The following is a 25,694-nucleotide window of genomic DNA, read 5'->3' on the forward strand; positions in this document are numbered from 1 at the left end:
GTTCAAAAAATCACCGCCTCTATATCATTAGGGTGTGTCATTATTTTAACCTTTATCCATATAAAATTCTATATTAATATGATAAAAAAATTATGAGTATAATGCATTTGAACTGAGCGATAGAGAGAGTTGACAAATAAAAAGCGATGCCTCGCCTGAAAGCTACAACGGTTGGAATATGTTAATCGCCTCAATTCCACCATGCTCAGTCAACGAAGCATCGCTAATTATTTTATTGTTTTGTTGTTCGACGGAGCCACCAACGATAAACGATCGCACCGAAGATACCTAATACCGTGATGAAGCTTAAAATACGCCAATAAGGGAGTGCATAAGTCAATGTCACTTCACGATCGCCTTTTTCTACTGGCACGATGGTCATTAATCCATTGCCTTGTAGAACAGGGCGTGCCTCTCCATTGACTTCAGCGTTCAATCCTTTTCTGTAAGGTGTTGGTAATACGAGATATTGGTCTTTCTCTGATTTAAAATGTGCAGTCAATTGGCGGTTGTCTGTTTCAACCTTTACAGGTGTCACTTTTGAGGCTGCACGTTTCAGTGTACTGTAATCTTCTCCGTATATGCCTTTCAGTTGAAAACGGTAATCGCCTTGTTTTAGCTTCAGTTGGACCTTATCACGAGCGGGTACACGTACTGTAATCGGTGTGACGTAACGACGATAAGCGTAATCCAGTTTCGTTCGTCTTTGATAAAAGTCATCCAGTTTTAAATAATGTGGTTGATTCGGTGATAACAATTCGATGTCCATTTCCACATAATAATCGTGATAACGTTGCTGTACATCTTTAGGCAATTGAATATCCACGCCGCCATCTTGTTGACGCACTTTTAACATTTTTCCTTTCATCGATGCGTCGCGTGGTGTCACTGTCGCTTTTGATAATAGGTTTGGATTCGCTTGAAATGATTGGTTTGCTTGTTGATGATCGAGCACGACACCTTGTAACATCGCTTGTTCACGGTCTAACGGTGACTTTAAATCGTTTTTATCATAGACACGAGACGTTAAATGCGCACTCGGATAATCCATCGTTTGTTTGGAATGGGTCCAGGTATGGTTTTGGTCTTCAATCGTTTGTACTTTTTTCATTCCATACGGCAAATTGCGGTCCGGCGCATCTTTAATACGGTCCGTGATGCCCCACAATGCGTATAAGTTTTCGCGATCACCTAATAAGCGATATGTACTATTGCTATCATATTCCATGTTGATTTGCATTTGGCGTTCATAATAATCATAAATCGTGCCATCGAAAATACTGGAATACAATGCGACCCCATTAAAGTCGTATATCATACTGGAATTCACCGCATAAGTACTCATATAATCTATGCGTTGTAATGGCGACTGGTCCTGCTTGATCGTATCAATGTGCTGTTGCAACGTGTCGCTATGATAATTCGGTGCTTTCAAATCGTCCATGGTCGACTGATACGGTGCAATATTGTTGTGATGATAGTTGAGCAATAAGACAAATTGTTGCACGACAAACAGCATGAGCACGACACCACGCATCCAATCTGATAGCGGGCGACGTTGGTATATCAGATAGCCCACTACGATTAAAATGATCACACTAACAATCATCCACCACATGGCACCGCGTGAAAAGCATACTGTTGCTATCGTGAGTATCACAATCGGAACCAGTGATTGTAAAAATGATTTCATAGTCAGCTCGGTCAAATATTTGAGCCATAATGCGATTAAAGCACTTGTTGTTAATGCAAGGATATACACCCAACGACGCTGTGGAAATGAAAACCCATTAAACGCACTATCAAAATAAGGCGAAAACGAGCCGATGAGCAGTATCCAAGTGAAAATCGCGACCATTTTATAATGATAATGGCGATAAAGTTTGAACGAAAACAGTGCAACGAGCGCTATAAACGTGACTGTAATGTAAAAACCATTTGTGAAGATATGGTACTTTTGCGAAAAATCGATAATCGGTGAAATAAAGACATCATTCGTTTGACGATCATTATTTAAAAACGAGCGTACGCCGGTCACAAAGCCCAGCGCTGCGATACATAAGCTACACAGAACTGCTGGAATGAGTAAATACAATTTTTGCCAACGACCGACCTGATCTTCAGGATGCGGCCAAATCATGCGGTAAACGAGGTAAACGGTTAAAATCAGTGCTTCATAATAACTAAAGTAAAAGTTTGAAAATAGCGTTAAAGCAATTGCAATGATGAATAATCCAATACGTCGTTTTCTAAAAAAGCGTTCGATGCCCCAAATGGAAAGGGGTAAATAAATTAAAATATCGCCAAAAAATGACCATGTAAAATTGAAATAATAGACGACAGTAGAAGTGGCATAAAGCATAGCGCCTAAGTAACGATAAAAACGTTCGAGTTTAAATTCACGAAACATACCATAGGCGGCAAGAAATGTGATGACACAACGTAAATAAGCCGTAAAGATTTGGTTGCCTGGCCAAAATTCAATGTCACTCGGATTGAGATGGAATAGCCATTGCCCGAGACCTACAAAGATGAAGTTCAAATACATCATCGGTGAGGTCGTATAATAGTAGGCGAGGTCAGTAAAATAATCGCCACCGAGCCCAAAACCACTGTCATAAAGCGCATGATGTTGTGAAAAATGGTCATACAAAAAGCGTTGGAAAGGCATCATTTGTTTAAATCCATCGCCATTTCCACTGTATATGATGCCATCTTGTATGAAACGGAAAGCGACAGGCACGTACACGATACATCCGATGAGACATGCGACGATAAAGACGGTTAAAAAGTGTGATAAATGAATTTTTTGTTGCTGTTTTTTCAATATTTTTCACTCTTTCTTGATTGTTTATGTTGATACCATCGACTATAAAAGACACTGCAGATGATACTGATCAGTGACAAGACGACCATCGTAATGAAATAAGGTGGACGATAGTGAATGTCGATTTGTTTTGCATTTGGTCCTACTTTGACACCTGTCATCATGCCGTTGACGCTCTGCGGTGTGACTGGCTCCCCATCAACAAAAGCAGTCATGCCTTTACGATAAGGGATGTTGATGACTGCCATCCCCCCTGAATGATCGGCGAAATGGACTTTAATTTTACCTTGATGTTCTTCATAACGGTGTGGTGCACTATTTTGATATGCCCGTTTTAATGGATCATAATCTTCGCCATACACACCTTGAATGTTGAATTGGTACGTGCCTGTGGGTGAGATGCTGAGATGTATTTGTCCGTTGTTGTCAGGTTGCACGCGGTACAGTAATGTATTTTGGCCTGTACGATATTTGGACGCGTTAAATAAACGATGATTTTCATAGCCGTTGACATCGAGTGTACTGTTACTATCTGGCGCTTTCCGCTTAAAATAGACAACGACGTAAAAGTCTTCATACTGTTCTCGCAATGATTTTGGAAGTTGTAGGGTCACGCCGCCATTTGGTTCAGTGACGGTAAATGCATCCGAGTGCGTCCGTTTTGCATCGCGGGTGGTCATTTCAATATCATGTACGAGATTTCGAGCTTGATGTGGGTAAGCTTGTCCTTGGTGCTCCAAGACGACGCCATCTAACATCGCATGTTCACGGTCAATCGGTGTCGTTAAATCCTCAGCACGATAATATTGACGGCTGACACGTACGGCAGGTAAAGGATATTGATTTTCATAGATGATATACTGACCATTTTGCTGCACTTTTTTAAAATTGGCAGGTTGTCGGTGTTGATAATCTTTTTCCATCAGGTAACGTACGGACAAAAGACTCGCAATATTTGAACGCGCCCCTGTAGATTGATAACGACTGACAGATTCTTCTTTTAAGTTAATCATTAAGTAGCGATAATAAAATTCAATGAGTTGTTGATCGAAAATGCTCGAATACAAACTCAGTCCTTTAAAATGTTGATACATCGGTGTATTATCTTGCTCGTTCACACGCCAATCGATCCGTTCGTCTGCTTGTTTATCCGCATTCATTTGGTCGACGAGTGATTGCTGTAAAGGCGTATGGTACAAACTGGCATTCGCATAAAATGTATTGGCGCGCTTTTCGTGATCCGTATGGAAAATTTGATTTTTAATAAAAACTGTAGATATGGCAAACTGTAAAATAATGAGTGCACATGCAAAACTCAATGATACGAAAATGTGGCGCTTGTTATCATGACGTGCAATCGTTAGGACCAGTAATCCAATAAGACAGACGAGCGGTACGAGATAGACCCACCAGACGACGCGATCGTATATGTAGGCACTGATGAAAACAACGGCCATCGCAGGGATTGCAGTCATGAGATATGTAAGACGTGATAATGATTTGAAATATTGTACATAAGTCGCAACTAAACCACTCGTCACAAAGGCTAATAAATAGTGCGAACGTTTTTGTGGCGCTGAAAAGCCATTGAAAATACTGTCCACATAAGGGATAAATGCTGCGATGATGGTCATGATGCTGAGTATTGCGAACAGTCTGTAGTAGAAGTGACGGTACAATTTAAATGTAAGTAATGCTTGAATCACAACAAATGAAATCACGATTAAATAGTTGTCATAGAAAAGATTCGTATTTTCATTGAAAGATTCCACTAACGGTATGTCACCATCAAATGGAATACGTTGATTGTTGAAAAAACTGCGTACCCCATGAAAGAAAAAGAATAAACTTGAACCTACACCTAAAACTGCTGCAACACCTAATGGCAAAACAGTGCCAATGCCTCGTTTTTGATCATCAGGATGTGCGTGAAATACTCTCAGACTATAATAAATGAGTCCCATCAGTACTTGGTAATAGGCAAAGTAAAAATTATTCGCAAATGAAACCGCTGTAATGATAATGAATAGTCCTAGCTTGCCCGATTTCAAAAAGCGTTCAATACTGAGAAAGAGCAATGGTAATAAAATCAATACATCACTAAAAAAAGGTCAGTACACGGTAAAACGAAAATAAAGCGGTGACATGGCGAATAACACTGCAAAGACGACCGATGCGACGTGATGGAATCTCAACTGACGAGCATAATAATACGTGGCGAGCATGATGCCGGTACATTTCAAAATCGAAACGACCCATGCTTGAGTAAACCAATACATCATGTCTTTAGGATCCACGAGATGTATGAGGGATAATAACCAAGTAACGCCTGCAGTTAAAATAAATATGAAGTTGGTCGAAAAATAATATGATAAATCAGTAAAGAAATCACCACCAAGACCAAAATCAGTGGCATAAAAAAAGGTACCTTCAGACCATTTTTCGTATAAAAACATCTGAATAGGTACCATTTGTTCCATACCATCATTTGGACCTGTAAATAACAGACCGTCTGTGAAAAAACGATATAGAATATAAGCATGCCCTAGAAGCGACATACATAAAAATAAAACAATAAAGCTCAGTGGTTGCAAGTAACGTCTCATAATTCGAACCTCACTTTGATTATCGATCTTTAAGAATATATTTAGATAACATATAAGTAATCGGTATCGTAACGATGAGTCCGACAAATGGTGCAAAAGTTGCGTCGAATTGCATGAGATCCACAAAGATAAAGATGAGCAATGTCTGTGTCCCCATATTGACCACTTGAGTGAGTGGAAAAGCTAAAAATTTCTTTAATGTTGGTCGTACTTTATAAACAAAATAACAATTTAAATAGTAAGAAACGACGAACGAAACTATAAAACCTATGATATGACTCACAAGATAATGGACATCAAATAAGCGCAATAATATTAAATAGACGATATAATAATTGAGCGTATTCATGCCACCTACTAATATAAAGCGAAAAATTTCAAAAAAACGTGCTGAGTTCACCATTCAATAGACCTACCTTTGTTCAACGATATGTGATTGTAAATAGCTATTGACGATAAAGTTGATTATACTTAAAGTGGTGTATATCAAATTTTGTTATACAATTCATGATGCGGATGCTTTAATTCGTCATTCAATTTCGTATGTTTATATCTTTAAAACTAACAATTAATATAACATATAACATTTAAAAAAACGATTGTAAGAATATTTAAGAGGAGTTAAAACTATGGTAATTCAATGGTATCCAGGTCATATGGCCAAAGCAAAACGAGAAGTGACTGAACAACTAAAGAAAGTGGATGTGGTCTTTGAATTGGTCGATGCGCGCATTCCTTTTAGTTCGAGAAATCCAATGATAGATGAGGTGATTCAACAAAAACCACGCGTCGTCATTTTCAATAAAAAAGATATGGCCAATTTAAAAGAAATGGAAAAATGGTATGCCTTTTTTAGAGATAAAGGGGCGTATCCTGTAGCTGTAGATGCCAAACATGGTAAAGGCTTGAAAAATGTGGAGGCGGCTGCGATAGAAGCAACACGTGAAAAATTTGAACGTGAGAAAGCAAAAGGATTAAAACCGAGAGCCATACGTGCCATGATTGTGGGTATCCCGAATGTCGGTAAATCAACGTTAATTAACAAACTTGCAAACCGTGCGATCGCGCAAACAGGAAATAAACCAGGTGTGACGAAACAACAGCAATGGATTAAAGTAGGCAAATCATTACAGTTATTAGATACACCAGGGATTTTATGGCCAAAGTTTGAAGACCAACTGATCGGTAAAAAGTTAAGTTTAACGGGTGCAATTAAAGATAGCATTGTGCATTTAGATGAAGTGGCGATTTATGGGTTAGAATTTCTCATTGAACATGATTATGAAGCATTATTAGCACACTTTAAAATCGATGTGCCACGTGATGCGGAAATGTTGACATGGTTTGATGCGATAGGACGTAAGCGTGGTCTGTTACAACGTGGAAATGAGGTCGATTACGAAGCGGTAATTGAAGCATTGATCTATGACATTAGAAATGCGAAAATCGGGACATATTGTTTTGACTTATATTCCGAATGGCAGGCTGAAACAGATGCGTAAAGGTAAAACGATACAAGCGATTAAGGAAGAATTACAATTAGTAACAACCCTGGAAGACTTAGCACAGCATCCTGACTTTCAAGATGCACGTAAAGGGGTGCAACAAGCGTTCTTGCAGCGTCAACGTCAACTTGAAAAAATAGTGTTACAAAAACAAAAGTATCGTGACATGTGTCAATACGAGACAGAGATTTTAAATGCAAATCCAGAAGCGCTGATTTGTGGCGTGGATGAGGTAGGACGTGGACCTCTGGCTGGACCAGTTGTCGCAAGTGCAGTGGTTTTACAGCCTGAGCATGATTTTGTGGGTATCAATGACTCCAAACAATTGTCTGCCACGCAACGAGATTTGTTGAACACAGCGTTAAAAGCGCAAGTACGTGCGTGGGCAGTGGGCATTGCAACACCGGAAGAAATTGACGCACATAATATTTATGTGGCAACACAAATCGCCATGTATCGGGCTATTGAAAATTTGGCAGTGACACCGACACACTATCTCATTGATGCGATGAAGCTCGATCAACTGACGGCATCACAACAAGCGATCATTAAAGGTGATGCCAAAAGTGTATCTATCGCTGCCGCCAGTATTATTGCAAAAGTGTATCGGGATGACTTGATGGCTGAATATGCCGAGCGCTATCCGGGTTACGATTTTGCACAAAATGCTGGATATGGCACACAAAAACATTTAGATGGTTTGAAACAATATGGTGTGACCCCGATTCATAGAAAATCTTTCGAGCCCATTAAATCAATGGTTTCAAAGCTTTAAGTGATATGAATGGGGAGATAATAAGTTTTCAAAAAGTTAGAATTATGTTTTACTAGTAGTAATTTCTAAATAAAGAAAGGAAATGAAACCCATGGATGAAACATTACGAAAATTATATAAAGTTTTAGTACATTTTGAAGAAAAAGAAGTAGAAATTACTGAAGACGAAAAGAAGTTGAAAAAGATTAAAGAAGAAATTGAAGAGAATTTGAATGTTTCAATTGAAGATGAACAGCAGGCGGATTTGATTCGTTTGTTGAAGGAACATCAGTTTGTCGTGGAGTCCACTGAGGAAGAGCAGAAGATTGTGAATGTGCCAATGGATGAGGATACGCAAATTTCGTTCCAGGTAACTGAAGAGAATTAGTTTGATGTATGTATGGTTGTGCTAGGATGAAGCGGGAGTGTTTCCGTTTTGTCCTAGTTTTTTGTTTGTGGACAGTCCGGACATATTTACTTTTGGGAGTGCGAATTGCCAGATTGCTTAAATCGCGCTGCGCTTTCCTAGGGACTGGCCCTTCAACTCAATTCGGCTTGATTGAAATAGACACTTGTTTGAAGCCGAATTGGATTTTGGGAGCAGTACAGAAATCTCATGTATAACAAAGATTTCGTCGTACTGCCCCCGCAAGGCTGACTAGACTTCTCAAAAGCATGCGTATTGAGAAGTCAGACAGCTACTGCGTTAACCAGTAACCACTATCAAAGTTAAATGCCGACATTTTGTTTTCAACTTTATCCCTCAGGAGTCTTGCGCGATTTTTGCAATCTGAGTGTGGCACTTAAACTGAGATGGGGAGGAATTCGAGATGTGCTAAAACAAAAGCTTCTTCACAATATTCTTCTTTATAGAGAGGAGAGGGAGTAATGATATATAGTACTTTCTTCTTTAAAAGGAGATGCAGGTGAATGCGTGACATGTTAATAAATCTTCCTTCTATCAGTTTTCTTTATAGTTTATAGAGTGAATAACATAGCGATTTGTTATTTGTTCTAAATCGGATGCAAAAAATAATTTTTATAATTTGATATTGGCTGAAACAATGTATTGCATGTGTTCTATGGGGATAGGTGCGATAAAACATTTGGATACTAGAGGGAATCTGTTTACAATAGCGCTTACATTTTCTATAATTGTACTTGAACTTAACCTTAAGAAACAGGAGGATGGAGTATGAATATCCATGAGTATCAAGGAAAAGAAATTTTTCGCTCAATGGGCGTAGCAGTACCAGAAGGGCGTGTGGCTTTTTCTGCTGAAGAAGCTGTTGAGAAAGCGAAAGAGTTAGACACAGATGTATATGTTGTTAAAGCGCAAATCCATGCGGGGGGACGTGGTAAAGCTGGTGGTGTTAAAATCGCTAAGTCTTTATCAGAAGTTGAAACATATGCAAATGAGTTGCTTGGAAAAGTTCTCGTAACACACCAAACTGGCCCTGAAGGTAAAGAAGTAAAGCGTCTTTACATCGAAGAAGGTGCAAACATCCAAAAAGAATATTATGTTGGATTTGTTATCGACCGTGCGACAGACCGTGTGACTTTAATGGCGTCTGAAGAGGGTGGAACTGAAATTGAAGAAGTTGCAGCGAAAAACCCTGAAAAAATCTTCAAAGAAACAATCGACCCAGTAGTTGGATTAGCGCCATACCAAGCACGTCGTATTGCGTTTAACATCAATATTCCTAAAGAATCAATTAACAAAGCGGTTAAATTTTTAATTGCTTTATATAATGTGTTCATTGAAAAAGATTGTTCAATCGTTGAAATTAACCCACTTGTATTAACAGGTGAAGGTGATGTTTTAGCGCTTGACTCTAAAATCAACTTTGATGACAACGCGTTATTCCGTCACAAAGATATCGTTGAATTACGTGATTTAGAAGAAGAAGATCCAAAAGAAATCGAAGCTTCTAAGTACGATTTATCATATATCGCGTTAGACGGTAATATCGGTTGTATGGTAAACGGTGCCGGTTTAGCGATGGCAACAATGGATACAATCAATCACTTTAATGGTAACCCAGCTAACTTCCTTGACGTAGGTGGCGGTGCAACTAAAGAAAAAGTTACTGAAGCGTTCAAAATCATCTTAGGTGACGAAAACGTTAAAGGTATTTTCGTTAATATCTTTGGTGGTATTATGCGTTGTGATATTATCGCTGAAGGTATCGTAGCGGCAGTAAAAGAAGTAGAATTAACGTTGCCATTAGTTGTACGTCTTGAAGGTACAAATGTTAAAGAAGGTAAACAAATCTTAAAAGACTCAGGTTTAGCAATTGAACCAGCGAATACAATGGCTGAAGGTGCACAAAAAATTGTTAAACTTGTAAACGAAGCGTAAGGAAAGGATGGGACAACTACAATGAGTGTATTTGTAGATAAAAATTCAAAAGTAATCGTACAAGGTATTACAGGGTCAACTGCCCTTTTCCATACTAAACAAATGTTAGAATATGGTACGCAAATTGTTGCAGGGGTAACACCAGGTAAAGGTGGACAAGTGGTTGAAGGCGTACCTGTATTCAATACAGTTGAAGAAGCAAAAAAAGAAACTGGCGGTAACGTATCTGTCATTTACGTGCCAGCACCATTTGCGGCAGATGCAATTTTAGAATGTATCGACGCAGAATTAGATTTAGCAATTTGTATTACTGAACATATTCCTGTTATCGATATGATTAAGGTTAAACGTTATCTCGAAGGTAAAAAGACACGCTTAATTGGACCAAACTGCCCAGGTGTCATTACTTCAGATGAAACGAAAATTGGTATTATGCCAGGATACATCCACAAAAAAGGCCATGTCGGCGTTGTTTCACGCTCTGGTACTTTAACATATGAAGCGGTACATCAATTAACTGAAGAAGGTATCGGTCAATCTACAGCTGTAGGTATCGGTGGTGACCCAGTTAACGGGACAAACTTTATCGATGTGTTAGAAGCATTTAACAATGACGATGAAACGAAAGCCGTTGTAATGATCGGTGAAATTGGTGGTACTGCAGAAGAAGAAGCTGCAGAATGGATTAAAGCGAACATGAAAAAACCTGTAGTTGGTTTCATTGGTGGTCAAACTGCGCCTCCAGGAAAACGTATGGGTCACGCAGGTGCGATTATTTCAGGTGGTAAAGGTACTGCTGCAGAAAAAATCAAAACATTAAATGAATGTGGCGTTAAAACAGCAGCGACACCTTCTGAAATTGGTTCAACTTTAATTGAAGCAGCAAAAGAAGCGGGCATTTACGAGTCATTACTTACAGTTAAGTAATCAATTGTAAACATATATGAGCGGTGTGTTGGCATAAGCTGCACATCGCGATTTGAAGCTATACAAGTATGGACTGATAGCACAATCAGGCGCTATCGGTCCATGATTTGATAGCTTGATTTTGATTCTCTTTTTTAATCCTTTCTTAAACATGCATTGATATTAACTTCGCAACAACTTTTCTCACTTTCACACAACACGCTTATTCTACATCTAGAGGTGATCCCAATTCATGAAACAATTTCTACTATTATTATTGTATGCAGGATTTTCCACGCAACAGATTCGTCCGTATTATCTTCAACTTTGCCATCAAGCAGGAAACTTACCGCAGTTGATTCAATCCTTCAAAAAGTTACAATCACTCACGGCACACTCTCATTTTCAACAAAAGCTAGAACGACTCGAAACGTTAAAAATTCACGCCATTGAAGCGTTATTACATGAACATCAAATTGTCCCAATAGCGATTGATGATCCCCTTTATCCACCGCTACTAAAAGAAATTTATGATCCCCCCTTGATGTTATTTTGTAAAGGACGCCTTGAACTTCTTCAACATGCAGCACAAAGTCTTGGTATTGTAGGCGCAAGACAACATACCACATACACCCCTCGCGCGCTCGAATGGCTATTCAACACATTTCAACATTATCCATTGACCATCGTTTCAGGACTCGCACACGGCACAGACGCACTCGCACATCAGTATGCCATCCAACATCAACTACCTACCATTGGGGTACTTGGCTTTGGTCATTTTCACCATTATCCAAGAGCGACACGACCATTACGCCAAACGATGGAGCAACACCATTTGACGATGAGTGAATATCCACCCCATACCCCGATTGCTAAGTTTAGATTTCCAGAACGTAATCGTATTATTAGTGGTTTGTCGAAAGGCATATTGATAACGGAAGCGAAAGAAAAAAGTGGCGCCCTCATTACGTTAGACCAAGCATTAGAACAAAATCGTAACGTCTATGTGTTGCCAGGTGACATGTTTAATGCGCATACAAAAGGCAATATGCTGCGTGTCAAAGAGGGCGCAGAAATTGTATTATGTGCCCAAGATATTTTGAAAGATTTTGGCGCTTCAAATGTTAAGGCTTTGTGAAATAAATACAAAAGATTGACAAATATAAAAATAACCGTTTATCATTTATCTTTGTAAACAGAAAAAGCAAGGGGGTAACTACTTTGGCAGATAATCTTGTCATTGTTGAATCGCCTGCAAAAGCGAAAACTATAGAAAAATATTTAGGCAAAAAATACAAAGTCATCGCATCAATGGGTCATGTGAGAGATTTACCACGTAGTCAAATGGGCGTGGATGTTGAGCATGATTATGAACCTAAATATATTACTATCCGAGGTAAGGGGCCAGTTGTTAAAGATTTAAAGAGACATGCGAAAAAAGCGAAAAAAGTTTTTCTCGCAAGTGACCCCGATCGTGAAGGTGAAGCAATTGCATGGCACTTGGCAAACATTTTAGAACTAGAAGATAGTAAAGAAAATCGCGTTGTGTTTAATGAAATTACGAAAGACGCTGTAAAAGAAAGCTTTAAACATCCACGCGGTATTGAAATGGATTTAGTCGATGCACAACAGGCGCGACGTGTATTAGACCGTTTAGTGGGATATAATATTTCACCGGTACTTTGGAAAAAGGTAAAAAAAGGTTTGTCAGCGGGACGTGTACAATCAGTTGCATTGCGTCTTGTGATCGACCGTGAAAATGAAATTCGTAACTTTAAACCTGAGGAATATTGGTCAATTGAAGGCGAATTTCGATATGGAAAATCAAAGTTTAATGCCAAGTTTCTTCATTATAAAGATAAACCGTTCAAGTTAGCGACGAAAGATGATGTGACAGTCATTACGAAAGCATTAGACGGTAATCAATTCACAGTAACGAATGTGACCAAAAAAGAAAAGACACGTAAACCTGCCAACCCATTTACGACTTCCACTTTGCAACAAGAAGCGGCTCGAAAATTGAATTTCAAGGCACGTAAAACGATGATGGTGGCACAACAACTTTACGAAGGTATTGACTTAAAGCGTAAAGGTACCATTGGACTCATCACATATATGAGAACGGATTCGACACGTATTTCAAAAGATGCACAAAATGAAGCGAAACAATATATTGAGTCTGAATACGGTAGTGAATATTTATCTAAAGTGACGAGAAAAGGTAAGCAAGGTGATCAAGACGCCCATGAAGCGATTCGTCCAACAAGCACATTAAGAACACCGGCTGAGATGAAAGACTTTTTAACACGCGATCAATATCGTTTATACAAATTGATTTGGGAACGTTTTGTTGCGAGTCAAATGGCACCAGCAATTTTAGATACGGTTGCTGTCGATTTAACGCAAAATGATGTGAAGTTTAGAGCGAATGGTCAGACGATTAAGTTTAAAGGTTTTATGACGCTTTATGTCGAAACAGATGATGACAAAGGTAAAGAAAAAGAAAACCGTTTGCCGAAGCTTGAAGTTGGCAATGAAGTGTTGGCAACAAAAATTGATCCGGCACAACACTTTACACAACCACCACCGCGTTATACAGAAGCACGTCTCGTTAAAACATTAGAAGAGCTTAAAATCGGACGTCCTTCAACTTATGCACCAACGATTGATACGATTCAGAAGCGGAATTATGTGAAAAATGAAAGTAAACGTTTCGTCCCAACTGAATTAGGTGAAATCGTCCATGAACAAGTGAAAGAGTACTTCCCTGAGATTATCGATGTGGACTTCACTGTGAACATGGAAACGTTACTTGATAAAATTGCTGACGGAGAAGTGGCGTGGAAAAAAGTAGTAGGTGACTTTTTCAATAGTTTCAAACAAGATGTTGAGCGTGCGGAAGAAGAAATGGAAAAAGTTGAAATTAAGGATGAACCTGCTGGCGAAGACTGTGAAGTATGTGGCAATCCAATGGTCATTAAAATGGGACGCTATGGTAAGTTTATGGCATGTTCTAATTTCCCTGATTGCCGTAACACGAAAGCGATTACGAAGCCGATTGGTGTGACTTGTCCGAAATGTAAAAAAGGCGATGTCGTTGAACGTAAATCCAAGAAAAACCGTATCTTCTATGGCTGTTCGAATTATCCAGAATGTGATTTTGTGACATGGGATAAACCGATTGGACGTGACTGTCCGAAATGTCAACATTACTTGGCAGAGAGTAAGAAAGGACGTACAACACAAGTCGTATGTTCAAATTGTGATTATAAAGAAGCAGCTCAAAAATAATATGAGTATTAAAGTGAGGTAAAAACCATGACATCTGTTAATATTGTCGGCGCTGGTTTAGCAGGGTCTGAAGCAGCATTTCAACTGGCGGAACGAGGCATTCACGTGAATCTTTATGAAATGCGACCAGTGAAACAAACACCGGCGCACCATACGAATCAATTTGCTGAGCTCGTATGTTCCAATTCATTAAGAGGAAATGCGCTCACGAATGCGGTCGGTGTATTGAAAGAAGAAATGCGCCGTCTGGATTCATTAATTATTGCAGCAGCAGATCATGCCCGTGTACCTGCTGGCGGTGCGTTAGCGGTAGATAGACATGACTTCGCAGGATACATTACTGAAAAGTTAAGAAATAATCCGAATGTTACTGTAAGCAATGAAGAAGTGACGATGATTCCAGAAGGGCCAACCATTATTGCAACCGGTCCATTAACAACGGAACCACTTGCAAAAGAAATCGTTGCCTTAACAGGAGAAGACCAACTGTATTTCTATGATGCAGCTGCACCAATTATTGAAAAAGATTCTATCGATATGGATAAAGTGTATTTAAAATCACGTTACGATAAAGGTGAAGCCGCTTATTTAAACTGTCCGATGACAAAAGAGGAATTTGATCGTTTTTATGAAGCCGCACTTGCAGCTGAAGTCGCGCCGATGAATGACTTCGAAAAAGAAAAGTATTTTGAAGGGTGCATGCCGTTTGAAGTGATGGCAGGCAGAGGCGAAAAGACGTTATTGTTCGGACCAATGAAACCAGTTGGATTAGAAGATCCAAAAACTGGTAAACGTCCATATGCGGTCGTTCAATTAAGACAAGATGATGCTGCAGGCACGCTTTACAACATTGTAGGGTTCCAAACGCGTTTAAAATGGGGCGCACAAAAAGAAGTGATTCGTCTCATACCGGGTCTTGAAAATGTGGATATTGTGAGATATGGCGTGATGCATCGTAATACGTTTATCAACTCTCCTGAAGTGTTAAGCGAAATTTATGAATTTAAAAATCGCAAAAACTTATTCTTTGCAGGTCAAATGACGGGTGTAGAAGGCTATGTAGAAAGCGCAGCAAGTGGGATGATTGCAGGGATTAACTTAGCACATCGTATGTTAGGTAAAGCAGATGTCGTATTTCCCCGTGAAACGATGCTCGGAAGTATGGCTTACTACATTTCACATGCGTCGAACAATAAAAACTTCCAACCGATGAATGCGAACTTCGGATTGGTACCGGCACTTGAACAACGTATCAAAGATAAAAAAGAGCGATATGAGACTTTAGCGCATCGTGCTTTAGACCATTTGGATCATTTTAAACAAACGTTGTAATGAAACTGTAAATAATGGCAAAATAAGCAAAATTTTGATAAATATAAAAATTCAATGTATAATCAATGCAGTTCCCCTCATCATTATGCTACAATGCTAATGATGGAGGGGTTTTTGAATTGAAACAAATCCAAGAACAATTTTTAGAAATGTTAAAAAGGGAACGTTTTTTCTCAGATCACACGTTGAAAGCCTATCATGATGATCTCGTTCAATTTAATCGATTTCTTGCGCAAGAGCAACTCGAACTCACAGATTTTAAATATCTGGACGCAAGAAATTATTTACAGACACTTTATGATATGGGACTGCAACGGACTACAGTTTCGCGTAAAATATCTACATTACGAAGTTTTTATGCATTTTGGATGACCCAAGACCATGAGATCGTAAATCCATTTGTACAGCTCGTCCACCCGAAAAAGGAACGCTATTTACCGACATTTTTTTATACCGAAGAGATGGAAGCTTTGTTTCAAACTGTGATGCAAGACGCGCACAAGGGATTGAGAGATCGAGTCATCCTAGAGTTGTTTTATGCAACGGGTATTCGTGTCTCTGAATTAGTGTCTTTAAAGGTAGAAGACGTTGACCTTGAAATGTGTTGGATCAAAGTGTTAGGTAAGGGTGGCAAAGAACGTATCGTACCTTTTGGAGAATTTTGTAGACAAAGCATCGAACAGTATTTGGCAGAGTTTACTCCGATTCAAAATGTACAACACCCTTATTTGATTACGAATTTAAAAGGTCAACCGATAACAGAACGAGGCGTACGATATGTTTTAAATGATATTGTCAAACGTACGGCGGGTGTGACATCGATTCACCCTCATAAATTGCGACATACATTTGCGACACATTTGCTGAATGAAGGGGCAGACCTTAGAACTGTTCAAAGTCTACTGGGTCATGTTAATTTATCAACAACCGGACGTTATACCCACGTGACGAATCAGCAATTAAGAAATGTTTATTTAAAGGCACATCCACGTGCGAAAAAAGGAGAGTAATCATACATGAGTTCATCAATACATGCAACAACGATTTATGCCGTGAGACATAATGGCGGCGCAGCAATGGCAGGTGATGGCCAAGTCACTTTAGGTGAAAAAGTGATTATGAAACAAACAGCTAAAAAAGTAAGAAAGTTATATCACGGTAAGGTCATTGCTGGTTTTGCAGGTAGTGTGGCAGATGCATTTACACTTTTTGAAAAATTCGAAGCCAAACTACAACAATATAGTGGCAACCTTGAAAGAGCCGCTGTAGAACTTGCGAAAGAATGGCGAGGAGATAAACAATTACGTCAACTTGAAGCCATGCTTATTGTGATGGATAAAGACAATATCCTTGTAGTGAGTGGGACAGGTGAAGTCATTGCGCCAGATGATGATTTGATTGCAATCGGTTCAGGTGGTCATTTTGCATTAAGTGCAGGTCGTGCATTGAAAAGACATGCGTCAAATTTAAGTGCACGTGAAATGGCATATGAAAGCTTGAAAGTCGCTTCAGAAATATGTGTATTCACGAATGACCATATCACAGTGGAAGAACTTTAATGGAGGTATCGTGCATGGAACGTAATGCGATTAAATTTACACCGAAAGATATTGTAGATCGATTAAATGAATATATTGTAGGCCAAGAAGAAGCTAAGAAGAAGGTTGCGATAGCGTTAAGAAATAGATATCGTCGTAGCTTACTCGATGATGAAGTGAAACAAGAAATTGCGCCTAAAAATATTTTGATGATGGGGCCTACAGGTGTCGGGAAAACTGAAATTGCCCGTCGTATGGCTAAAATTGTCGGGGCACCATTTTTAAAAGTAGAAGCAACGAAGTTCACTGAAGTCGGCTATGTCGGTCGCGATGTCGAAAGCATGGTGCGAGACCTTGTAGATGTTGCTGTTCGCTTAGTAAAAGATCAGAAAAAAGCGAATGTTGTTGAGGAAGCAACACAAAAAGCGAACGAAAAATTAGTGAAATTACTTGTACCGAGTCTGAAGAAAAAAGCAAGTCAAAATACCAACAATCCATTAGAATCTTTATTTGGTGGTGCCATCCCTAACTTTGGCCAACACAATGAAGAAGAGGAAGAAGAGCCACCAACTGAAGATATTAAAACAAAGCGCTCTGAAATTCGTGCACAGTTACTTAACGGACAGCTTGAAGAAGAGAAAGTTAAAGTCAAAGTAGAACAAGACCCGGGTGCGCTCGGTATGCTTGGCACGAACCAAAATGAGCAAATGCAAGAAATGATGAATCAATTAATGCCAAAGAAAAAGGTTGAAAAAGAAGTGCCGGTAAAAACTGCACGTAAAATCTTAGTCGACCAATTTGCGGATGAGATGATTGATCACGAAACAGCGAATCAGGAAGCACTAGATTTGGCAGAGCAAATGGGAATCATTTTCATTGATGAAATTGATAAAGTTGCAACGTCACATCAAAATGGTGGTCAAGATGTTTCGAGACAAGGGGTACAGCGCGATATTCTGCCTATTCTTGAGGGTAGCGTTGTTAAGACGAAATATGGTACTGTTAGTACGGAACATATGCTTTTTATTGGTGCTGGCGCATTTCATGTATCAAAGCCAAGTGACTTAATTCCAGAGTTACAAGGACGTTTTCCGATTCGCGTAGAATTACAAGACTTATCAGTGGATGATTTTGTGCGTATTCTTAAGGAACCTAAACTGTCCTTAATCAAGCAATATGAAATGTTATTAAAAACAGAAGAGGTTGTTGTGAACTTTACAGATGAAGCGATTTATCGTCTTGCAGAAATGGCTTATCATGTTAACCAAGAAACGGATAATATCGGTGCGCGTCGTTTGCATACCATCTTAGAGAAAATGTTAGAAGATTTGTCATACGAAGCGCCTAATATGCCGCATGCACAAGTGGACATCACACCACAATATGTTGATGATAAATTAAAAACGATTTCGACAAACAAAGATTTAAGCGAATTTATTTTATAAGAAAAAAAGGAGTAATGACATGAGCTTATTATCGAAAACAAGAGAATTGAGTAGTTTGTTACAAAAACATAAAGGCATCTCAGTAGATTTCAAAGATGTTGCACAGACAATTAGTAAAGTGACTGTAACTAATGTGTTCATCGTTTCTCGTCGCGGTAAAATATTAGGTTCTAGTTTAAATGAATTACTTAAGAACGAACGTATTATTAAAATGTTAGAAGACCGACATATCCCGGAAGAATATACAGAAAAGTTAATGCATGTTTATGAAACATTATCTAACATTTCAATTGATAACGAATTATCTGTATTCCCACCAGAAAATGAAGATGTATTTAAAAACTCAAAAACGACCGTTTTCCCAATTATCGGTGGTGGTGAGCGTCTAGGTACACTCGTTTTAGGCCGTGTGTCAGACGAGTTTGAAGATAATGACCTTGTCTTAGGTGAATATGCAGCAACAGTGATCGGAATGGAAATCTTGCGTGAGAAACATTCAGAAATTGAATCTGAAGCACGTGATAAAGCTGCAATTTCTATGGCAATTAATTCGTTGTCATATTCAGAAAAAGAAGCGATTGATCATATTTTTGAAGAGCTTGGTGGCAAAGAAGGATTACTCATTGCTTCTAAAGTGGCTGACCGCGTTGGTATTACACGTTCAGTGATTGTTAACGCATTAAGAAAATTAGAAAGTGCCGGCGTCATCGAGTCTCGTTCGTTAGGAATGAAAGGGACATTTATTAAAGTTAAAAAAGAAGCATTTTTAGACGAGTTATCACGCACAGAATAAATGGCTTGACTAGTTGCAATTTGTCACATGTTGTGATATATTAATATGCGGCTGAAAAAGTCAAAACACACACGTGCATCAAAGTATAAAAGGGTGCGATAAACTGATTTATCGTTTTTATATGAGTGGACGTGGCGGATGTAAACCAATAGGAGGAATTTATATTATGGCAGTAATTTCAATGAAACAATTATTAGAAGCTGGTGTTCACTTCGGTCACCAAACACGCCGTTGGAACCCAAAAATGAAAAAGTACATTTTCACTGAAAGAAATGGTATTTATATCATCGACTTACAAAAAACAGTGAAAAAAGTTGAAGAAGCTTACAACTTTGTTAAGCAAGTTTCTGAAGAAGGCGGTAAAGTTTTATTCGTAGGTACGAAAAAACAAGCGCAAGAATCAGTGAAAGCTGAAGCAGAACGTGCTGGCCACTACTATGTCAACCAAAGATGGTTAGGTGGTATCTTAACAAACTACAAAACAATTTCTAAACGTGTTCAACGCATTAATGAAATTGAAAAAATGGAAGAAGACGGTACTTTCGACGTACTTCCTAAAAAAGAAGTTATTGAACTTAAAAAAGAATATGACCGTTTAATTAAATTCTTAGGCGGTATTCGTGATATGAAATCAATGCCACAAGCATTATTCGTTGTTGACCCACGTAAAGAGCGTAATGCAATTGCAGAAGCGCGCAAATTAAACATTCCTATCGTAGGTATTGTTGATACAAACTGTGATCCAGACGAAATTGACTACGTTATTCCAGCGAACGATGACGCAATCCGTGCGGTTAAATTATTAACTGGTAAAATGGCAGACGCAATCTTAGAAGGTCAACAAGGTGTATCAAACGAAGAAGTGGCTGCTGAACAAGACATCGACTTAACAGAAGATGAATCAGCAGAAAGCGAATCAACTGAAGCGACAGAAAACACTGAAGCAACTGTTGAGTCTAACTAAGACGCATCTTGAAATGGGTGATAAGATAAATATGCTTATCACCTTTTTTTAAAATAAATCTAGCATTTTTAAATATTGGAGGAATTATGAATGGCAATTTCAGCTAAACTTGTTAAAGAATTACGCGAAAAAACTGGCGCGGGTATGATGGACTGTAAAAAAGCTTTAGAAGCTACTGATGGAGATATTGATAAAGCGATTGACTACCTTCGTGAAAAAGGTATTGCAAAAGCAGCTAAAAAAGCTGACCGTATTGCAGCTGAAGGTATTACACACGTTGAAGTAAAAGGTAATGAAGCAGTTATCGTTGAAATCAACTCTGAAACGGACTTCGTTGCTCGTAACGAAGGTTTCCAACAACTTGTAAAAGAAATTGCTAACCAAATTCTTGATACAAAAGTTGCAACTGTAGAAGAATTAAATGAAACAACATTACCAAATGGTAAAAAAGTTTCTGAACATATGACTGAAGCAATTTCAACAATCGGTGAAAAATTAAGCTTACGTCGTTTCGAAATCAAAACTAAAACTGATAACGATGCATTCGGTGCTTATTTACACATGGGTGGTCGTATTGCAGTACTTTCTGTTGTTGAAGGTACAACTGATGAAGAAGCAGCTAAAGACGTTGCAATGCACATCGCAGCAATCAACCCTAAATATGTATCTTCTGAACAAGTAAGTGAAGAAGAACTTAACCACGAAAGAGAAGTTTTAAAACAACAAGCTTTAAATGAAGGTAAACCAGAAAACATCGTTGAAAAAATGGTTGAAGGTCGTTTACGTAAATATTTACAAGAAATTTGTGCAGTGGATCAAAACTTCGTTAAAAATCCTGATCAAACAGTTGAAGCATTCCTTAAATCTAAAGGTGGCAAACTTGTTGACTTCGTACGTTACGAAGTAGGTGAAGGCATTGAAAAACGCCAAGAAAACTTTGCTGATGAAGTTAAAGGACAAATGAAATAATCAACACGGTTTTGTATAAGAAAGAAGACACCTTTCGTGTCCTCCTTTGCATGACTTCAATGCATGATTGAAGCCGTGTGCAAGGAAGATACTTATTGTGTCTTCTTTACTTGTATTGTTTTACATATTACGAATAGAGAGGTTAAAATAATGACTGAAACTTCAAAATATAAGCGAGTAGTTTTGAAATTAAGCGGAGAAGCATTAGCAGGTGACAAAGGTTTTGGTATCAATCCAATGATTATCAAGAGCATCGCAGAACAAGTGGCAGAAGTTGCTAAAATGGACACTGAAATTGCTGTTATCGTAGGCGGTGGCAACATTTGGCGTGGCAAAACAGGTAGCGATTTAGGTATGGATCGTGGTACAGCTGACTATATGGGGATGTTAGCAACTGTTATGAACGCCTTAGCTTTACAAGATAGTCTTGAACAATTGGATTGTGATACACGTGTATTAACATCTATCGAAATGAAACAAGTTGCCGAACCATACATTCGTCGTCGTGCAATTCGTCACTTAGAGAAAAACCGTGTCGTTATTTTTGCAGCAGGTATTGGAAACCCTTATTTCTCAACAGACACAACAGCAGCATTACGTGCAGCTGAAGTGGAAGCAGATGTGATTTTAATGGGTAAAAATAATGTGGATGGTGTCTATTCAGCAGACCCTAAAGTTGACCCGAATGCTAAAAAGTATGATCGCTTAACTTACATTCAATTATTACAAGAAGGTTTACAAGTAATGGATTCAACAGCCTCTTCATTCTGTATGGACAACAATATACCGTTAAAAGTCTTCTCTATCATGGAAGAAGGCAATATTAAACGTGCTGTTCAAGGTGAAGATATCGGTACAATCATTACAAAATAATATAGAGGTGCGAACAAATGAAAGAAATTATCCAAGATGCAAAAACACGTATGAAAAAATCAACTGAGAATTTATCTCGTGAATTAGCTCAAATCAATGCGGGACGTGCGAACTCTAACTTACTTGCTGGTGTTCAAGTCGACTATTATGGTGCACCAACACCTGTACAACAACTTGCAAGTATTAACGTTCCTGAAGCACGTTTACTCGTTGTATCTCCTTATGACAAAACTTCTTTAGCTGACATTGAAAAAGCAATCATTGCGGCAAACTTAGGTGTTAACCCTTCAAGTGACGGTGATGTCATTCGTATTATGGTACCTGCTTTAACTGAAGAACGTCGTAAAGAGATTGTTAAAGAAGTGAAGAAAACAGGTGAAAATGCCAAAGTATCTATTCGTAATATTCGTCGTGATGCAAACGATACATTAAAGAGACAAGAAAAAGATGGCGAAATTTCTGAAGATGAGTTACGTAACGGGTCTGACGAAGTGCAAAAATTGACTGACAGCGCTATTAAAGAAATCGATCAGTTAGTGGCAGACAAAGAAAAAGATATCATGTCAGTCTAAATCATGCTGTCATCTCCCTTATGATGTTGTTCAAAGCATATAAGGAAGAAGAACTCAGTCCAATTTAATAGGAAGACTGTAGAAAAAGTTTGTCTACTTTTAAGCTGTACCGAATACGACTTTGGTACAGTTTTTTTCTTTGTTTATTCAATGCAGGTATTGAGTGTGATAAAATGGTAGATAATTGTACGCTTATGAGATTATAATATTTTAAGAGACGAAATAGGCTCGGAGGAACGCGCATGTTTAAGAAATTTAAGAAAAATAATGACACTCAAAACCATATCGAAGCGCTCGATTTACATAATATGCCTGAACACATTGCAATTATTATGGATGGCAATGGACGTTGGGCGAAACAGCGTAAAATGCCAAGAATTAAAGGGCATTATCAAGGCATGCAAACGATCAAGACCATTACGCGTGCGGCAAGTGACTTAGGAATTAAGTATTTGACCCTTTATGCTTTTTCAACAGAGAATTGGTCGCGACCAGATGAAGAAGTAAATTACATCATGGGCTTACCTGTTAACTTTTTAAATACGTTTTTACCAGAATTAATTGAAAAGAATGTGAGAGTCGAAACAATTGGCTTTATTGATGAATTGCCTGATAAAACGATTCAAGCAATTGAAGAAGCAAAAATTAAAACGGCAGATAATACAGGATTGACCTTAATATTCGCGATTAACTATGGGGGACGTGCAGAGATAATTCATGGTATTCAAACAATGATGAAAGAGATGCGCCATGCGTCTGAACAAGATATTGATGCGTTAACAGAACAACATTTTCAAAAGTATCTCATGACGCGTGATTATCCGGATCCAGAATTATTGATTCGTACGTCTGGTGAACAACGCATTAGTAATTTTCTGATTTGGCAATTATCATACAGTGAATTTATTTTTAATTCTAAATTTTGGCCGGATTTTGATGAGGCAGAGTTAAAAGCATGTATTAAAACATATCAATCGCGACAAAGACGATTTGGAGGATTGTAGATAGGAGAAGTGAGATGAAGGTTAGAACAATCACAACGATAGTAGCACTCATTGTTTTTTTACCTATTTTGCTCATTGGTGGATCAACATGGATGTATTTTACATTTTTACTAGCATTAATCGCTTTAAAAGAGCTTTTAAACATGAATAGAATCCAATTATTGTCAATACCTGGTGTTTTGAGTGCATTGGGATTAATCATTATGATGCTCCCGCAAGATTTTGGAGACTGGGTCATCGTGTTGCAACAAAAATCACTGATTGCAATGAGTTTTATTATTTTAAGTTATACCGTGATGTCAAAAAACAGATTTAGTTTTATGGACTCCGCATTTTGTTTGATGTCTGTCGCATACGTAGGTATTGGTTTTATGTATTTTTATGTTACGCGTGAAGCAGGATTAGAGTTTATCCTATTTGGTTTACTCATCGTATGGTTGACAGATACTGGGGCATACATATTTGGACGCCTTCTAGGAAAAAGGAAATTATGGCCGACGATTAGTCCCAATAAAACGATTGAAGGCTTCATCGGCGGGTTAATTTGTAGCTTGATTGTACCAATAGTATTTATGTTATTCGTTGATTTTGATTATCCAATGGTAGGACTGTTACTCATCACAGTCGTATTGAGTATGTTTGGACAATTGGGTGACCTAGTCGAATCAGGGTTTAAACGTCATTTTGGTGTCAAAGATTCAGGTCGTTTACTACCAGGACATGGTGGGATTTTAGACCGTTTTGACAGCTTTATGTTCGTATTACCATTAATGAATATTTTCTTAATTCAAATGTAAAGAGAAGTGAGAAATGATGAAAAATATCGCCATTTTAGGGGCGTCTGGCTCAATTGGTCAACAGGCGATTGATGTCATTGAACGCCATCCTGAAAACTTTAATTTAATTGCGTTCACTGTAGGAAAAAATATTGATTTTGCGATTGACGTAATTCAAAAATTTAATCCTGACATCGTCGCAGTACAAGAAGAAAGTGCAGTAGCACAATTAAAACCTTATCACAGTCATATCGTTAGTGGTCGCGAAGGCTTAATCGAAGTTGCAACTTATGATAAAAACGATTTAGTATTGAATTCATTGCTCGGTAGTGTTGGGCTCGAACCGACAATGAAAGCCATTGAAGCAGGGAAGGATATCGCATTAGCCAACAAAGAAACGTTAGTCGTTGCAGGTGAATTGGTGATGGCACATGCACGTCAACATGGTGTCAATATTTTGCCGGTTGACTCTGAACATGCGGCCATCTTCCAATGTTTAAATGGTGAAGATATGCGTAAAGTGAAAAACGTCGTCATTACGGCAAGTGGCGGGTCATTCCGTGACTTAACTCGTGATCAATTGGCTTCCGTAACGGTAGAAGATGCACTGAATCATCCAAACTGGTCAATGGGCCATAAAATTACGATTGATTCTGCAACGATGATGAATAAAGGCTTTGAAGTTATTGAAGCGAAATGGCTTTTTGACTTAGATATTGATCAAATACAAACCATTTTGCACAAAGAAAGTATCATTCATTCAATGGTCGAATTTGTTGATACGAGTGTGATGGCGCAATTAGGAACACCAGATATGCGCATGCCGATTCAGTACGCGTTCACTTATCCTGAACGTATCGAACATCGAGCGCCATCATTAAACCTTGCTGAAGTGGCGCAGTTAAACTTTAAACCTATGGACTTTGATCGTTATCGCTGTTTACAATATGCCTACGATGCATTGCGTATCGGTGGCACGATGCCAGTTGTATTGAATGCGGTGAATGAAGTGGCTGTCGCTAAGTTCTTAAACCGTGAAATTGCATTTTTGGATATTGAGAAAATGATTGAACGTGAAATGGCAGCGCATGAAGTGATTCAAAATCCAACACTTGAACAAATTTTAGACTTAGATCATTACTATAAAACAAAAGAATATGAGGTGTAAGAAACT

At 38.4% G+C, this 25,694-nt stretch carries 21 protein-coding genes and 1 pseudogene; 19 read left to right on the top strand and 3 right to left on the bottom strand.

Annotated features, from left to right (window positions below; genetic code table 11):
• Window positions 1-232: 232 nt before the first annotated feature.
• The 3 genes and pseudogenes from CD138_RS07975 to CD138_RS07985 form a co-directional block, all read right to left on the bottom strand.
• Entirely contained in the window at window positions 233-2,827 is a 2,595-nt protein-coding gene (locus CD138_RS07975) for a YfhO family protein (RefSeq protein WP_019167876.1), read from the bottom strand.
• Window positions 2,824-5,433: pseudogene (locus tag CD138_RS07980) on the bottom strand (YfhO family protein). The gene CD138_RS07975 and the pseudogene CD138_RS07980 overlap by 4 nt, the downstream one beginning before the upstream one ends.
• A 19-nt stretch (window positions 5,434-5,452) precedes the next feature.
• Window positions 5,453-5,836: a GtrA family protein gene (locus tag CD138_RS07985; protein WP_019167875.1), complete on the bottom strand. Its 384-nt coding sequence runs from the start codon at window positions 5,834-5,836 to the stop codon at window positions 5,453-5,455.
• Between the two features lie 226 nt (window positions 5,837-6,062).
• On the opposite strand from CD138_RS07985, the gene ylqF reads away from it, so the two are divergent.
• The 19 genes from ylqF (at window position 6,063) to CD138_RS08080 (ending at window position 25,688) form a co-directional block, all read left to right on the top strand.
• Window positions 6,063-6,935, top strand: coding sequence for a ribosome biogenesis GTPase YlqF (gene ylqF / locus CD138_RS07990; RefSeq protein WP_019167874.1), 873 nt, complete (start codon window positions 6,063-6,065; stop codon window positions 6,933-6,935).
• Window positions 6,928-7,713 carry a ribonuclease HII gene (rnhB, locus tag CD138_RS07995; protein WP_019167873.1) on the top strand — a complete coding sequence of 262 codons (786 nt, stop codon included), beginning with the start codon at window positions 6,928-6,930 and terminating at the stop codon, window positions 7,711-7,713. Before ylqF ends, rnhB begins: the two co-directional genes overlap by 8 nt.
• Window positions 7,714-7,804: 91 nt before the next feature.
• Entirely contained in the window at window positions 7,805-8,080 is a 276-nt protein-coding gene (locus CD138_RS08000) for a hypothetical protein (protein WP_019167872.1), read from the top strand.
• 807 nt (window positions 8,081-8,887) lie between these two features.
• A complete protein-coding gene (sucC, locus tag CD138_RS08005; protein ID WP_019167871.1) occupies window positions 8,888-10,054 on the top strand; it encodes an ADP-forming succinate--CoA ligase subunit beta in 1,167 nt (388 codons plus the stop codon).
• A gap of 21 nt (window positions 10,055-10,075) precedes the next feature.
• Window positions 10,076-10,981, top strand: a complete 906-nt coding sequence (sucD, locus tag CD138_RS08010) for a succinate--CoA ligase subunit alpha (RefSeq protein WP_019167870.1) — start codon at window positions 10,076-10,078, stop codon at window positions 10,979-10,981.
• 232 nt (window positions 10,982-11,213) lie between these two features.
• Window positions 11,214-12,101: a DNA-processing protein DprA gene (gene dprA / locus CD138_RS08015; RefSeq protein ID WP_019167869.1), complete on the top strand. Its 888-nt coding sequence runs from the start codon at window positions 11,214-11,216 to the stop codon at window positions 12,099-12,101.
• An 83-nt stretch (window positions 12,102-12,184) separates the two neighbouring features.
• Window positions 12,185-14,254 carry a type I DNA topoisomerase gene (gene topA, locus CD138_RS08020; protein WP_019167868.1) on the top strand — a complete coding sequence of 690 codons (2,070 nt, stop codon included), beginning with the start codon at window positions 12,185-12,187 and terminating at the stop codon, window positions 14,252-14,254.
• 27 nt (window positions 14,255-14,281) lie between these two features.
• Window positions 14,282-15,586: an FADH(2)-oxidizing methylenetetrahydrofolate--tRNA-(uracil(54)-C(5))-methyltransferase TrmFO gene (trmFO, locus tag CD138_RS08025; protein WP_019167867.1), complete on the top strand. Its 1,305-nt coding sequence runs from the start codon at window positions 14,282-14,284 to the stop codon at window positions 15,584-15,586.
• A gap of 119 nt (window positions 15,587-15,705) precedes the next feature.
• A complete protein-coding gene (gene xerC, locus CD138_RS08030; RefSeq protein ID WP_026066808.1) occupies window positions 15,706-16,596 on the top strand; it encodes a tyrosine recombinase XerC in 891 nt (296 codons plus the stop codon).
• 6 nt (window positions 16,597-16,602) lie between these two features.
• Entirely contained in the window at window positions 16,603-17,145 is a 543-nt protein-coding gene (hslV, locus tag CD138_RS08035) for an ATP-dependent protease subunit HslV (RefSeq protein ID WP_019167865.1), read from the top strand.
• A 14-nt stretch (window positions 17,146-17,159) separates the two neighbouring features.
• Window positions 17,160-18,569 carry an ATP-dependent protease ATPase subunit HslU gene (gene hslU / locus CD138_RS08040; protein WP_019167864.1) on the top strand — a complete coding sequence of 470 codons (1,410 nt, stop codon included), beginning with the start codon at window positions 17,160-17,162 and terminating at the stop codon, window positions 18,567-18,569.
• A 19-nt stretch (window positions 18,570-18,588) separates the two neighbouring features.
• Window positions 18,589-19,362 (top strand): GTP-sensing pleiotropic transcriptional regulator CodY, encoded by a 774-nt coding sequence (gene codY / locus CD138_RS08045; RefSeq protein ID WP_019167863.1) that lies wholly within the window; start codon window positions 18,589-18,591, stop codon window positions 19,360-19,362.
• 166 nt (window positions 19,363-19,528) lie between these two features.
• Window positions 19,529-20,326 carry a 30S ribosomal protein S2 gene (gene rpsB, locus CD138_RS08050; RefSeq protein WP_019167862.1) on the top strand — a complete coding sequence of 266 codons (798 nt, stop codon included), beginning with the start codon at window positions 19,529-19,531 and terminating at the stop codon, window positions 20,324-20,326.
• A gap of 90 nt (window positions 20,327-20,416) precedes the next feature.
• On the top strand, window positions 20,417-21,295 hold the full coding sequence (gene tsf, locus CD138_RS08055; RefSeq protein WP_019167861.1) for a translation elongation factor Ts: 879 nt from the start codon (window positions 20,417-20,419) through the stop codon (window positions 21,293-21,295).
• Between the two features lie 150 nt (window positions 21,296-21,445).
• The gene (gene pyrH / locus CD138_RS08060) at window positions 21,446-22,168 is read left to right on the top strand and encodes a UMP kinase (protein ID WP_019165475.1); all 723 of its coding nucleotides are present in this window, start codon (window positions 21,446-21,448) and stop codon (window positions 22,166-22,168) included.
• Between the two features lie 17 nt (window positions 22,169-22,185).
• Entirely contained in the window at window positions 22,186-22,740 is a 555-nt protein-coding gene (gene frr / locus CD138_RS08065) for a ribosome recycling factor (RefSeq protein ID WP_019167860.1), read from the top strand.
• Window positions 22,741-22,982: 242 nt separating this feature from the next.
• Window positions 22,983-23,744 carry an undecaprenyl pyrophosphate synthase gene (uppS, locus tag CD138_RS08070; RefSeq protein ID WP_019167859.1) on the top strand — a complete coding sequence of 254 codons (762 nt, stop codon included), beginning with the start codon at window positions 22,983-22,985 and terminating at the stop codon, window positions 23,742-23,744.
• A gap of 14 nt (window positions 23,745-23,758) precedes the next feature.
• The gene (locus tag CD138_RS08075; RefSeq protein ID WP_019167858.1) at window positions 23,759-24,541 is read left to right on the top strand and encodes a phosphatidate cytidylyltransferase; all 783 of its coding nucleotides are present in this window, start codon (window positions 23,759-23,761) and stop codon (window positions 24,539-24,541) included.
• A 16-nt stretch (window positions 24,542-24,557) separates the two neighbouring features.
• A complete protein-coding gene (locus CD138_RS08080; protein ID WP_026066807.1) occupies window positions 24,558-25,688 on the top strand; it encodes a 1-deoxy-D-xylulose-5-phosphate reductoisomerase in 1,131 nt (376 codons plus the stop codon).
• The last annotated feature ends 6 nt before the right edge of the window (window positions 25,689-25,694 follow it).

This window comes from Staphylococcus intermedius NCTC 11048 (assembly GCF_002902385.1).
Classification (GTDB): domain Bacteria; phylum Bacillota; class Bacilli; order Staphylococcales; family Staphylococcaceae; genus Staphylococcus; species Staphylococcus intermedius.